The organism is Leucobacter sp. OH1287 (genome assembly GCF_003859945.1).
Lineage (GTDB): Bacteria > Actinomycetota > Actinomycetes > Actinomycetales > Microbacteriaceae > Canibacter.
Genome location: NZ_RQYM01000008.1, coordinates 33,607 through 46,508, shown reverse-complemented (window position 1 = coordinate 46,508; position 12,902 = coordinate 33,607). Strand labels below are relative to the sequence as shown.

13 protein-coding genes are annotated in these 12,902 nt (G+C 60.2%); 4 read left to right on the top strand and 9 right to left on the bottom strand.

What is annotated here, in order from left to right; all coding sequences use genetic code 11:
- The first annotated feature begins 21 nt into the window (after nt 1–21).
- On the top strand, nt 22–600 hold the full coding sequence (rsmD, locus tag EII30_RS05835; RefSeq protein WP_124886392.1) for a 16S rRNA (guanine(966)-N(2))-methyltransferase RsmD: 579 nt from the start codon (nt 22–24) through the stop codon (nt 598–600).
- Nucleotides 601–797: 197 nt separating this feature from the next.
- On the opposite strand, the gene EII30_RS05830 is transcribed toward rsmD, so the two are convergent.
- Together EII30_RS05830 and thiL are read right to left on the bottom strand one after the other, a co-directional pair.
- The gene (locus tag EII30_RS05830) at nt 798–2,267 is read right to left on the bottom strand and encodes an NAD-dependent succinate-semialdehyde dehydrogenase (RefSeq protein ID WP_124886391.1); all 1,470 of its coding nucleotides are present in this window, start codon (nt 2,265–2,267) and stop codon (nt 798–800) included.
- A gap of 86 nt (nt 2,268–2,353) precedes the next feature.
- Nucleotides 2,354–3,349 carry a thiamine-phosphate kinase gene (gene thiL, locus EII30_RS05825; protein WP_233569305.1) on the bottom strand — a complete coding sequence of 332 codons (996 nt, stop codon included), beginning with the start codon at nt 3,347–3,349 and terminating at the stop codon, nt 2,354–2,356.
- Nucleotides 3,350–3,441: 92 nt separating this feature from the next.
- Between thiL and EII30_RS05820 the strand changes: the two genes are divergently transcribed.
- Nucleotides 3,442–3,984: a DUF3515 family protein gene (locus EII30_RS05820; RefSeq protein ID WP_233569304.1), complete on the top strand. Its 543-nt coding sequence runs from the start codon at nt 3,442–3,444 to the stop codon at nt 3,982–3,984.
- A 46-nt stretch (nt 3,985–4,030) separates the two neighbouring features.
- Here EII30_RS05820 and EII30_RS05815 read toward each other — a convergent pair whose 3' ends face one another.
- The 7 genes from EII30_RS05815 to EII30_RS05785 all read right to left on the bottom strand — a co-directional run bounded on the left by EII30_RS05815 (nt 4,031) and on the right by EII30_RS05785 (nt 11,504).
- On the bottom strand, nt 4,031–5,161 hold the full coding sequence (locus EII30_RS05815; RefSeq protein WP_124886390.1) for a D-alanine--D-alanine ligase family protein: 1,131 nt from the start codon (nt 5,159–5,161) through the stop codon (nt 4,031–4,033).
- Nucleotides 5,158–6,264 carry an NAD(P)H-dependent glycerol-3-phosphate dehydrogenase gene (locus EII30_RS05810; RefSeq protein WP_233569303.1) on the bottom strand — a complete coding sequence of 369 codons (1,107 nt, stop codon included), beginning with the start codon at nt 6,262–6,264 and terminating at the stop codon, nt 5,158–5,160. The genes EII30_RS05815 and EII30_RS05810 overlap by 4 nt, the downstream gene beginning before the upstream one ends.
- A 2-nt stretch (nt 6,265–6,266) precedes the next feature.
- Nucleotides 6,267–7,034 carry a 1-acyl-sn-glycerol-3-phosphate acyltransferase gene (locus EII30_RS05805; RefSeq protein WP_199731586.1) on the bottom strand — a complete coding sequence of 256 codons (768 nt, stop codon included), beginning with the start codon at nt 7,032–7,034 and terminating at the stop codon, nt 6,267–6,269.
- 1 nt (nt 7,035) lies between these two features.
- Nucleotides 7,036–8,355 carry a UDP-N-acetylglucosamine 1-carboxyvinyltransferase gene (gene murA, locus EII30_RS05800; RefSeq protein WP_370267013.1) on the bottom strand — a complete coding sequence of 440 codons (1,320 nt, stop codon included), beginning with the start codon at nt 8,353–8,355 and terminating at the stop codon, nt 7,036–7,038.
- A 65-nt stretch (nt 8,356–8,420) separates the two neighbouring features.
- Complete coding sequence (leuD, locus tag EII30_RS05795; protein ID WP_124886388.1) at nt 8,421–9,023, bottom strand: 3-isopropylmalate dehydratase small subunit; 603 nt, start codon at nt 9,021–9,023, stop codon at nt 8,421–8,423.
- 2 nt (nt 9,024–9,025) lie between these two features.
- Entirely contained in the window at nt 9,026–10,516 is a 1,491-nt protein-coding gene (gene leuC / locus EII30_RS05790; RefSeq protein WP_124886387.1) for a 3-isopropylmalate dehydratase large subunit, read from the bottom strand.
- Nucleotides 10,503–11,504 carry a TerC family protein gene (locus EII30_RS05785; RefSeq protein ID WP_124886386.1) on the bottom strand — a complete coding sequence of 334 codons (1,002 nt, stop codon included), beginning with the start codon at nt 11,502–11,504 and terminating at the stop codon, nt 10,503–10,505. The genes leuC and EII30_RS05785 overlap by 14 nt, the downstream gene beginning before the upstream one ends.
- Nucleotides 11,505–11,770: 266 nt before the next feature.
- Between EII30_RS05785 and EII30_RS05780 the strand changes: the two genes are divergently transcribed.
- Nucleotides 11,771–12,559, top strand: coding sequence for a queuosine precursor transporter (locus EII30_RS05780; RefSeq protein WP_370267004.1), 789 nt, complete (start codon nt 11,771–11,773; stop codon nt 12,557–12,559).
- Nucleotides 12,560–12,562: 3 nt separating this feature from the next.
- Nucleotides 12,563–12,853 carry a YdeI/OmpD-associated family protein gene (locus EII30_RS05775; RefSeq protein ID WP_124886385.1) on the top strand — a complete coding sequence of 97 codons (291 nt, stop codon included), beginning with the start codon at nt 12,563–12,565 and terminating at the stop codon, nt 12,851–12,853.
- Nucleotides 12,854–12,902: the final 49 nt, after the last annotated feature.

Genomic DNA, 12,902 nt, shown 5'->3' with positions numbered 1-12,902 from the left:
CGATTTCACTAGAATTGTAGTGTGACACGAATAATTTCGGGGGCGGCAGGATCCATCCGCCTGACAGTTCCGCCGCGCGGCACCCGCCCAACCAGCGACAAGGTGCGCGAGGCGATCTTCTCAACCCTCGATTCGTGGGGTTTTGTCACAGACACCCGGGTGCTCGACCTCTATGCCGGATCCGGCGCGCTCGGGCTGGAGGCACTCAGCCGCGGCGCTGCCCACGCCGACCTCGTCGAAAAACACCCCGGAGCGGTGAAAATCATTACCGCGAACACGGCTGCCGTGCAGAAGGCGCTGCAGGCCGCCGAGGTTAGCGCAACGGCAACAGCCCACCAGCGCGACGTCCAAAGCTACCTAGAGGGCTATGGGGGATCCGCCTACGACGTTGTGTTTATTGATCCACCCTACGACTTTACTGAGGATGTTATCACCGCCAATCTGACGGCGCTGCTGCCGCACCTCACCGCCGACGCCTGTGTGCTTGTGGAGCGCGACAGTCGCAGCCCGGAACCGCGGGTGCCTGCTGGGTTAAGGCCCGTAAAGCACGCGAAATACGGTGAGACCACCTGCTGGTGGTATGAGCCGGCGGGCGACTAGCCGCGCCGCAGCAAAACAACAAAACCCACCAGCACAGCGCCCTGCGGCCCGACCCCGCGAACGCGACTAGCCGCGCCCGGCCGCGCACCCCGGCAACAAAGCAAACGCTCCCCGCTAAGCGCCGCACCAAATACGGTGCTGAAGCTTAACGGGGAGCGCCGTGGCGGGGTCCACCCGCCAAAACTGGCTAGGCTGGCCTAGCGGTTAGGGATGAAGGTGTACTTGGTTGACAGGAACTCTTCGATACCCTCGTGGCTGCCCTCGCGGCCGATGCCGGACTGCTTGATGCCACCGAACGGCGCAGCAGCGTTTGACATAACGCCCGCGTTAACCGCCATCATACCCGCCTGAATCTCGGTGATCATGCGCTGTGCACGGGCGAGGTTCTCGGTGAAGACGTAGCTTGCGAGTCCGTACTCGGTGTCGTTTGCGAGGTCGATTGCCTCCTGCTCGGTCTTGAAACGGACAATACCGAGAACAGGGCCGAAGATTTCCTCCTGCACCATAGCGGCCTCGGTTGTCAGCTTGTCAACAACGGTTGGCTCGAAGAAGCAGCCCTCTCCCTCCAGCGCGTTACCGCCGGTGAGCACGTCTGCGCCGCGATCCCGTGCGTCAGCAACGAGACGCTGCACATTGTCAACAGCCTTCCGCTCAACGAGCGCACCGATCTGTACGCCCTCCTCGGTACCGCGGCCAACCTTCATCGCAGAAACACGCTCTGACAGGCGGGAAGCGATCTCGTCGGCGATACCCTCCTGCACGTAGATGCGGTTAGCGGCGGTGCAGGCCTGGCCGATGTTGCGGAACTTCGCGGCGAGGATACCCTCGATCGCGGTGTCAACGTCGGCATCATCAAAAACGATCAGAGGTGCGTTACCGCCGAGCTCCATTGAGGTGCGCAGCACGTTCTTGGCGGCTGCCTCAAGCAGTTTCACGCCAACCGGGGTTGAGCCGGTGAAGCTGAGCTTGCGCAGACGGGTGTCTGCGAGCAGGGTTGCTGACTGTGCGCTTGAACGGCTTGTCTGCACAACGTTTACAACACCCGCTGGCAGGCCAGCCTCCTCAAGCAGCTGCTGGAAGTAGATGGTTGTCAGCGGGGTGAGAGCCGCTGGTTTGATAACGACAGTACAACCGGCTGCGAGCGCTGGCGCGATCTTGCGGGTTGCCATCGCCAGTGGGAAATTCCACGGGGTGATGAAGTAGCATGGGCCAACAGGCAGCTTGGAGACGATCATGTCACCGGTGCCCTCTGGGTTCTGGCCGAAACGACCGCCGATCCGCACAGCCTCCTCAGAGAACCAGCGCAGGAACTCACCGCCGTAGGTGACCTCACCGTTTGCCTCAGCGAGTGGCTTACCCATTTCCAGGGTCATCAGCAGTGCGAAGTCATCACGCTTCTCCTGCAGCAGGTCGAACGCGGTGCGCAGAATCTGTGAGCGCTGGCGCGCAGGAGTTTTAGCCCATTCAGCCTGAGCTGCAACGGCCGCGTCAAGTGCCCGCTCCGCGTCAGCAACTGTCGCATCCGCGATGCTCTTCAGCAGCTCGCCGGTTGCTGGATCAAAAACATCCAGGGTGCCGCCGTCTTCAGCGTCAACCCACTCGCCACCGATTGCGAGGCGACCTTCAACGCGTTCTAGCAGCTCTTTCTCCTGCTGGGTAAGTGCCATCTCACTTCCTTTCAAATAATTTGATTAAGCACATGCAACGTAATCAAGAATACCGGTTACACACTGCAAAATGTGCATTTTATTGCCTAAGGTGCCTGCGAGCTGAGGTTTCCGCTGTTTTGAAACGGATCCCAGCCGCTCCCACTAAGCTCCTCACCGTCGAGCAAAACCGCCGGTCTGCCCGCGATAATCTGCCCAATCACGGTGAACTCGGGAGGCACACTCGCCGCCTGAAAACAGGCGAGCATACCGTGATCCTCACCGCCGTAGAGCATGCTGTTAAGGGGCGGCCCGGGTGGATCCACCCTCCCCGCGTTAACCCGCTGCAGCTGCTCGCTGCTGAGGCTCACCCGCACACCGCTTGCCCTGGTGATTCTTGCCGCGTCAAGCACCAGCCCGTCTGAGACATCGAGCATCGCGCCCGCGCCCGCCTCGGCGGCCGTCACACCCGCGCTCACCGCAGCGGACGGGGTGAGGTGTTCGTAAAGCGCCCGCGGGCAGAGCCGCTCGGCTTCCTGGCGGCCGTGTTCAGCGAGCAGTTGCAGGCCGTAACCCGAGAGCCCGAGAAGCCCCGCGTAGGCGATAACCATTCCCGGCCTGGCACCCGACCTGGTGACCGGTTTTCTGCCGCACATCTCACCGAGCGCTGTGACCGCGCAGACAAGCTGTTTCGCGGTTGCGAGATCCCCGCCAACAACCGCAGTTCCGGGCGCGAGCCGGTCGCAGGCGTGGGTTAGACCGCGCGCTATCTGCCGCAGGAAGTCAACCCTGGTTTCGGGCGGGCAGGCGATTGCGACGGTTAGCACGGTCGGAGTTGCCCCCATCGCGGCGACGTCTGCGAGGTTCGTTGCCGCAAGTTTCTGCCCGAGCTCGAAACCGGTGTGCCAGTCGAGCCGGAAGTCTGGCCCCTCAATCATCGTGTCCGTTGTGATCACGGTGTCGCCGCTGTGTCGCAGCACCGCGGCATCATCGCCGTTTGCAACCGTTGCACAGTCTGGGGTTTTTAATTCGGCGAGGATCACATCAAGCAGCGCCAGTTCACCAATCTCACCGACTGTTTGCTCGCCGCTATTCACCTTCACCACTCGCTTCGCTGTGTTTTCCCCGGACGGGGTTTTGGCGGATCCGCCAGATAAAAATTTTACCCTTGAGGTTTTAGCGTTACCCTTGAAGTGTGCTGAAATTTTTACGACCCCTAACCGCCGCTTCCGCTCTCGCCGCTGCCGCAGCGACCATCGCGCTGACCGGCTGTGCGGGCACGGTGTCGCTGGAGCCCGCCGAGGACGCGAACAATCCGCTGTGCGCGCAAGTGACGGTACGACTACCCGCGACAATCGGTGAGCTTGAGAAGCGGTCAACCAACGCGCAGGCAACCGGTGCGTGGGGGGATCCAACCGCGGTGATTGTGCGCTGCGGTCTCGCCGTAACCCAGCCGACCGAGCAGGCGTGCATCACGGTTAACGACGTTGACTGGGTGGTTGATGACACGGAGGCGCCGAAGTACCGGTTCACCGCCTACGGCCGTGAACCCGGATTTGATGTGCTTGTCGATTCGGAGCAGATCAGCGGCACCGACACACTGCTGGAGCTGTCGGCCGCTGTGCAGCAGCTGCCGCAGGTGCGCCAGTGCAGCAGCACCGACACGGAGCTGAACTCAAACGACCTTAACTCAACCGATGACAGTGTCAGCGGGGATGATGAAAACAGCGGCGGCTAACGGCGGCGGTGACACCCCTGTTGGAGAACAGCGGCGGCAGCGCTAACTAGCGCTTGGTGAGCCGCGCCAGCTCGATCAGTTCGGTCAGCAGGTCGCTGTAGCCAAGACCCGACTGCTGCCACAGCTTCGGGTACATTGAGATCGGCGTAAACCCGGGCAGGGTGTTGATCTCGTTTAACACCGGCCCGTTCTCGGTGAGGAAGAAATCGAGCCGCGCGTAAACAGCGCAGCCGGCAGCCCGGAACGCCTTAAAGGCTTCGTCGCGGATCGCCTGATACTCCTCAGCGGTGACATCAGCGGGCAGCACCACGTCAGCGCCCGCAGCGCCCAGATACTTCGACTCAAAATCGTAGAAGTCTCTGCCGTTGAACACAATCTCGCCGATGCAGTCGCTCGCGCGCAGGCTGCGCATGTCACGGTTTTCGAGCACCGCAATCTCAACCTCGCGGCCGCTAATGCCCGACTCGATCAGCACCGTGTGATCCTCTTTCAGCGCAACCGCGATCGCCTCAGCAAGCTCGCTCGGGTCGGTGATTCTGCTAACACCAACGCTTGAGCCGGCGCGCGCCGGTTTCACAAACAGCGGGTAGTTAAGGCCCGCATCGAGGGTTTTGATGATTGCCGGATCCGCATCGAGCTGCTGCTGTGTGACCGTGTTCCACGGCGCAACCGCGATGCCTGCGGCGGCGAGCACAACCTTGAGGGTGTGCTTGTCCATGCAGAGAGCGGACGAGAGCACCCCGCTGCCAACATAGGGCAGGTTGATGAACTCGCACATGCCCTGCACGCTGCCGTCCTCACCCCACGGACCGTGGAGCATCGGCAGCACAACGTCGATTTTCGCAACCGGTTCAAGGGTTCCTTCGTCACTCACCTCACGGAGGGTGTGGTCGTTAACGGATCCCGGCCAAACTACCCGGTTGCCGGTTGCTGGCACCTCCGGCAGCTGTTCACTGTCGAGGCTGAACTGCCCAAGCTCCTCCGGGGTGACCCGCACAAGCTCGCCGTTCTTTGTGATCCCAACCGGCACAACACTGTAGCGGCTGTGGTCAAGCGACTGGTAGACGCTGTTCGCTGTCACACAGCTGACACTGTGCTCGCTGGAGCGGCCGCCGAAGAGCAGCGCGATGGTTAGCTTCTCACCGGTGGACGCTGTTTTACTGCCTGCAGTTGTCACTGTTCTGACTCCCTACTAAAAAGCTTCTTAAACCATTCCCAAGCTGAATCACGAACCGGCTCCGCCGTCAGGTTCAGCTCCTCCTGCGGCACATCGTCCTCGGTTGCGAGGTGGGGAGCGAGATCCGCTGGCTTCATTGTGCCGTCAAGCACCATCTTAACCTGCTGCACAATCGGCATCTCCACGCCACGCTTTTGGGCAAGCTCAAGCACCGGCTCAACCGAGCTGATCCCCTCAGCGACCTGGTTCATTTCCGAGGTTGTTTCCTGCAGCGTGTAGCCCTGACCGATCAGCCGGCCCGCGGTTGAGTTGCGTGAGAGCGGCGACTGGCAGGTTGTGATCAGATCCCCCAGCCCGGCAAGACCCGACATGGTTGTCGGGTTTGCGCCGGAGGCGACAGCGAACTCGGTCATCTCGGCGAGACCGCGCGTAATAATCGACGCTTTAGTGTTTTCGCCGTAGCCGACACCGTCGACAATGCCGATCGCGAGCGCGATCAGGTTCTTCAGCACACCGCCAAGCTCGGTGCCGGTGACATCCGTGCTGATGTAGGTTTTGAAGTATGCGGTGTGGCAGGCCCTGGCAACCCAGTCGGCGTTATCCAGGTCAACACAGGCGACGAGCGCACCGGTTGGCTGTTCCTTCGCGATCTCAAGCGCAATGTTTGGGCCGCTAACAATCGCAACCTGCTCAATCGGGATTTCCAGCGACTCGGTCATAACCTCGCTCATCCGCTGCCGGGTGCCCTTCTCAACACCCTTGACGAGACTAACCGCGATCGCGTCACGTCGGAAATACGGTTTTGACGCCACCAGGTTCGCGCGCATTGTCTGGCTCGGAACCGCGTAAAACACCATCTCGGCGCCGCTCACGGCCTCGTCAATATCGCTTGTTGCAACCAGCTGTTTCGGCAGGTTAATGCCGTGCAGGTAGCGGGAGTTACGGTGCCCCATGTTGATCTCGCTGGCAACCTCGTCGCGTCTCGCCCACAGCACCACGTCACACCCCGCATCACACAGGATCTTCGCGAAGGTTGTGCCGAAACTTCCCGCGCCAATCACGGCGACTTTCGGGCCGGTCGGTCGTTTTTTGCGCGCTGCCACGGCTAGAACCTGCCCGTCTCTGCCTGGCCGGTTGCGGCCGGATCCCACCGCGTCTCCGGTGCTTTCTCGCCGCGCAGTTTCGCCACCAGCCTGGTGATCTCCGCCATCAGTTTGTCGGTTGCGTCCGCGAGCACCTGCTGGGTTAGTTCCTTGCCCTCAAACTCGCTGAGATCCAGCGGATCCCCCACCGCCAAAGAGAGCTGCTTACGCGGGAACAGGCTGAGGCCCTTGCTGTAGCGGCCCTTAATCTGCTGGGCTCCCCAGTGCGCCATCGGATAGAGCGGAATCTTGTGTTCAAGCGCGATCCTGATCGCACCCGATTTGCCGCGCATCGGCCACAGTGACGGGTCGCGGGTGAGCGTCCCCTCTGGGTAGATGATAATGCCCGACTGGTTTGCGATCAGCTGCTGTGCGGCAGCGATCGGGTTGCTGCTGTTGCGCTGACCGCGGTTGCGTTCAACAGCGATCTGCCCGGTTGAGCGCAGCACCCAGCCGAGCACCGGCACCCGAAACAGTGACGCCTTCGCCATAAACCGTGGCAGCCTGCCAAGGCGGTAAACACCGACGGCGACAACCAGCGGATCCACCTCACTAAAGTGGTTGCTGGCGACGATGAACGGCCCGGTTGCGGGCAGTTTCGAGCCGGGGGTGATCCGATATTTGGTGAACAGACGCCAGATGTTGTTAACAATCGGCCCAAACAACCAGAACATCGACGGGCGTCGCTTCTCTGGTGAGGAACGGCCCTTGAGTTTGATTGTCTGCTGCATGTTATGCCTCGAAGATGAAGTCGGCGCCGAGTTTGCGGAGTTTCTCAATAAAGTTTTCGTACCCGCGGGAGATGATGCCGAGGTTGGTGATCTTGCTCTGCCCCTCCGCCGCGAGCGCCGCGATCAGGTAGCTGAAGCCGCCGCGCAGATCCGGCACCTCAACCTCCGCGCCGTGCAGCGGGGTTGGCCCTGTAATCACCGCGGCCTGTTCAAACTCGCGGCGCATCACTCGTCGCTGGCCGTCATCGAGGCCCTGCTCGTGCACAACAATCTGCGCACCCATTTTGTTGAGGGCGCTGGTGAAGCCGAGACGGTTCTCGTAAACGGTTTCGTGGATTGTGGAAACACCCTCCGCCTGGGTTAGCGCAACCACCAGCGGCTGCTGCCAGTCGGTCATAAACCCGGGGTGCACATCGGTCTCAATAATCACCGGTTTTAGGGCTTCGCCATCATGCCAGAAGCGGATCCCGTCATCCAGCACCTCGAACTGTCCACCGATTTTGCGGTAGGCGTTGAGGAAGGTCATCATATCTTCCTGGCGGGCGCCACCAACCATAATGTCGCCCTTTGTTGCCAGCGCTGCGGCAGCCCAGCTGGCGGCCTCGTTGCGGTCGAAGATTGCCTTGTGGTTGTAGCCGCCAAGCTCCTCAACGCCCTCAATGAAGATTACGCGGTTTGCCTCGATGGTGATAATCGCGCCCATCTTCTGCAGAATGCAGATCAGGTCAACGATCTCCGGCTCGATTGCGGCGTTCCGCAGCTCGGTCTGACCCTTCGCGAGCACGGCGGTTAGCAGCACCTGCTCGGTTGCGCCAACCGACGGGTATGGCAGCTCAATGTTAGCGCCGTGCAAACCGTTTGGTGCGGTCAGGCTGATACCGCTCGGCAGTTTCTCGATAACCGCGCCGAACTCGCGCAGCGCGTCCAGGTGGAAGTCAATCGGGCGGTCACCGATACGGCAGCCGCCGAGGTCTGGGATGAACGCCTCACCGAGACGGTGCAGCAGCGGTCCACAGAACAGGATCGGGATACGGGATGAGCCAGCGTGCGCGTCAATGTCTGGCGCGTGGGCCACCTCAACATTGCTCGGATCCAGGATCCACTCGTCGTTTTTGCCGCGGGTGATTAGCACACCGTGCAGGGCGAGCAGCCCGGCAACAACACGCACATCCGAGATGTTGGGGACGTTGCGCAGCACGCTCTTTTTCTTACCCAAAAGCGCCGCAACCATCGCCTTGGTGGCGAGGTTTTTTGCGCCGCGCACCTCGATCCGTCCCCGCAGGGGGCGACCACCGTTGATAATAATCTCATCGGAGGTCAGGCCAACTCGCTGCCCGGATTTCTTTGCGTCGAGTTTTAGACCCTCTGCTGTTTTATCGCTCACTGTTACCTCGTGCTGTCTTTCGGGGTTGTCGGCATCCAACTTGGGCGCCGTGCTTCGTAGGCGGCAATCTTGTCTTCGTTTCTGAGGGTTAACGAGATATCGTCAAGCCCCTCCTGCAATCGCCACCGAGTGTATTCATCTATATCAAATTCTATCGTGAGTTCACCACACCGAACTGTGCAGTCTTCCAGGCTCACGGTCACCGGCGTGGTAGGGTCCTTTTTCAGCAAATCCCACAGCTGCTGGGTCTCCTCCTCCGTGATTTTTGCCGCGAGCAGGCCCTGTTTCCCGGCGTTGCCCCGAAAAATATCACCGAATCTGGCTGAGATAACAACCCTGAACCCGAAATCGCGCAGCGCCCAAACCGCGTGCTCACGCGACGACCCGGTGCCGAAGTCTGGCCCGGCGATCAGGATTTTTGCCTCGTTAAAGGGCGGATTGTTGAGCAGGAAGTCGGGATCCTGTCGCCAGTTATAAAACAGCGCGTCCTCAAAACCGCTTTTGGTGATCCGTTTCAAAAACTGCGCCGGCAGAATCTGGTCGGTGTCGATGTTTGACAGTTCAATGCACGCTGCAATGCCGGTGACGGTTGTAAACTTTTCCACCGTTAAACCCCCTCAGCGACGTCGTAGGTGATCCCCCGCTCCGCATCCTGTTTCAGATCCCACGGGCTTGACAGGGTGCCGCGGATCGCGGTTGCTGCGGCAACGAGCGGCGACACCAGGTGTGTGCGCCCGCCCTTACCCTGCCGACCCTCAAAGTTGCGGTTGGAGGTTGAGGCACACCGCTCCCCGGGTTTTAGCTGGTCCGGGTTCATGCCGAGACACATTGAACAGCCGGCGAAACGCCACTCGCCGCCGAACTCCTCAATCACCTTGTCGATCCCCTCCGCCTCAGCGTCAAGTCGCACGCGAGCGGATCCGGGAACCACCATCAACCGCACACCGGGTGCTTTCCGCTTGCCCTTGATCAGCGCGGCAAACTCGCGCAAATCCTCCAGGCGGCTGTTGGTGCAGGATCCCATAAACACGGTGTCAACCGCGATGTCTTTCATCTTGGTGCCCGGTTCCAGATCCATGTAGGTGAGCGCCCGCTCTGCCGCGGCCCGGTCGTTCGGGTCGTCAAAGCTTGCCGGATCCGGCACCTCCTCGCTCAGGTGCACACCCTGACCGGGGTTTGTGCCCCAGGTGACGAACGGTTCAAGCGAGCTCGCGTCAATGAAAATCTCTTTATCGAACTTCGCGCCGGGGTCGGTTGCGAGGGTTTTCCAGTAGGCAACCGCCTCATCCCAGTCGGCGCCCTTGGGGGCACGCTCGCGGCCTTTAACGTAGGCAAAAGTGGTTTCGTCGGGCGCGATCATACCGGCGCGCGCGCCAGCCTCAATCGACATGTTGCAGATCGTCATCCGCCCCTCCATCGACAGGCTGCGGATCGCCGATCCCCGATACTCAAGCACGTAACCAGCCCCGCCACCGGTGCCGATTTTAGCGATCACAGCGAGAATAATATCCTTCGCTGTAACGCCCGGGCGAAGCTCACCCTCAACGTTAATCGCCATCGTCTTAAAACGCTTCATCGGCAGCGTCTGGGTTGCGAACACGTGCTCAACCTCGCTTGTGCCGATACCAAAGCCCATCGCACCGAACGCCCCGTGGGTTGAGGTGTGGCTGTCACCGCAGACCACGGTAATACCCGGCATGGTTAGACCCAGCTGCGGGCCAACCAGGTGCACAATCCCCTGCTCAGCATCGCCGAGCGGGTGCGCACGCACACCAAACTCTTTCACGTTCTTGCGCAGCGTCTCCACCTGGATCCGGCTGTTCAGATCGGCAATCTGCCTGGTGATGTTGAGCGTCGGGGTGTTGTGATCCTCGGTTGCAACGGTGAGATCAACGCGCCGCAGCTGCCGGTTCGCCATCCGCAGCCCGTCAAACGCCTGCGGGCTTGTCACCTCGTGGATCAGGTGCAGGTCAATATAGAGCAGATCGGGTTCACCGTTCTCCCCCGGCACAACAACGTGTGCGTCCCACACCTTCTCGGGCAGGGTGCGCGGTCTAGCACTATTGGCCGCTACCTCCGGCTGACTACTCTTTTTCATACGCACCACCGTGGATCCGCTCGCCGCTCTTGCGCATCTTGATCAGGCTTGCAATGGTCGCCACGAGCATCGCAACCACAATAAAGCCGAGTGACACCCAGGTGTTTGGTGTCCAGATGTCAATGTGCTCACCGTTGTTAATAAACGGCAGCTCGTTGTGGCTGATCGCGTGCAGCACCAGTTTCACACCGATAAAGCCGAGGATCGCGGCAATACCGTAGTGCAGGTATTCGAGCCTGTCGAGCAGACCACCGAGCAGGAAGTAGAGCTGGCGCAGACCCATCAGCGCAAAGACGTTCGCGGTAAACACAATAAACGGACTCTGGGTGATACCGAAGATCGCCGGAATCGAGTCGAGCGCGAACAGAATATCGGTTGAGCCGAGCGCGATCAAAACCAGCAGGAACGGCGTAAAGTAGCGCTTCCCGTCGATTTTCACGGAGGTGTGACCGCCGTGATACTCGTCAGTGAACGGCAGCACCTTCTTAAAGGCGCGCACCATCCAGCCCTCGCCGTCAGCGTTTTCTTCATCGTGTTTAATCTGCTTCCAGGCGGTGTAGATCAGCCACGCACCAAACACGTAGAAGATCGCGCTGAAGCGTTCAATCAGCGCCGCACCGGCGAGAATGAAAATACCGCGGAAGATCAGCGCGAGCACAATACCGATCATCAGGGCGCGCTGCACATACTTGTGCGGAACTTTAAAGGCACCCAGGATCATCACGAAAACAAACAGGTTATCAATCGACAGCGAATACTCTGTTAGCCAACCGGCGAGGAACTCTGAGCCGTGCTGTGCGTCGCCGATAATAAACATTGACGCCGCGAAGATGAGCGCGAGCGCAACATAAACCCCAACCCAGATCGCGGATTCGCGCATGGTCGGAACGTGTGGTCGCTTAATAATCATAAGGAGATCGAACACGAGGATTCCCACGAGGATAACCATCGAACCGATCTCAAACCACACCGGCAGCACAGGACTCAAAACCTCTCCTAACGTCAATAACGTCAAGTAACGTCAAGCTTCAATAATAGCCGTTTCCGCTGTCTAGTAACTTAAAGAGTTTCCTCCTTTTAGCTTTGGTGTATTATTTTTGTGCACCGTCTGGGGCAGCAGGCGTGTACGGGATCGTAGAGATCGTGACACCGTAGTGCATAAGCTAAGCGCGGGTGCGTCGTAAACTGTTCCGCTCCGCGCAAACTTTTAAAGCTACTCTTGCCCTGACGTTTTACGACCCGGAGATATTTGACGTGTCTGCTAACCAAGCCAACCCAACCAGTAAAGCACCCGAGGCTAATCAGCGCGGTGGGGGCGGATCCGCCCACGCCGCGCGGGATGCCGCGCCCGCCGGATCCACCCGCCCCACAAAATCGCAGCCTGTTGGCCGCTTCGCCTCGCACGGCAGCTCTATTTTTACGGTGTTGATCGCGACCATGGCGGTTGTGCTGATTATCTCCAACATTGGCGCATCAAAGGGTGTCACCTTCGGCGAAATCGTCACCGACGGCGGCTTCTTCCTGTTCCCACTCGCCTACATTATCGGCGATGTGGTCTCTGAGATTTACGGTTTTAAGGCGAGCCGCCTGGCGATTATCACAACCTTCGCGCTGAGCGCGTTTGCGGCGGTCTGCTACTGGGTGATTATCGCGCTGCCGGGCGCCGAGTGGTATGACGGGCAGGAGGCGCTGGAGCGCACACTCGGCCCGGTTCCGCTTATCGTCATCGCCTCGCTGCTCGGCTTCTTAACCGGTCAGCTCGCTAACGCTTGGACGCTGGTGCGGCTCAAGCGCAGCACCGGCGAGCGACTGCTGTTTGGGCGGATCGCGCTGTCCACCGTTATCGGTGAGCTCGTCGACACGGTTGTGTTCTGTTCAATCGCGGCGCAGGTTATCGGCATCACCGATTTTGGTACGTTCCTCAACTATGTGCTGGTTGGTTTCGCGATTAAAACGATTGTCGAGATCTGCTTCTCACCGATCACCGTGCTTGTGATCCGCACCTTCAAGCGTCTCGAACCGAGCTACCCGAAGGACGTTTAAGCGATGAGCAAGGAGACCGAACCGGGGCAGTCTGATCCGCTGTTGGGCGGCGCGGTGCACCCGCTGCCCGCTGACCTGGAAACGGCGTTGCTGGCGGATCCGCCCGCCGCTGATCTCTGGCAGGGGCTCACCGTGCTGGGCCGCAACGAGTTTATTTGCTGGGTTGGTGACGCGAAACAGCAGGCGACCCGGGAGCGGCGGATTCGCCGGACGCTTGAGGAACTGCACGAGGGTAAGCGACGGCCGTGCTGCTGGCCCGGCTGTAAACACCGGGAGCGAAACGGGAAAGCGTAGTACCCCACCCGCTCGGCAGCACCAGCTCCAGGCAGCGTAGTAAGCCAGA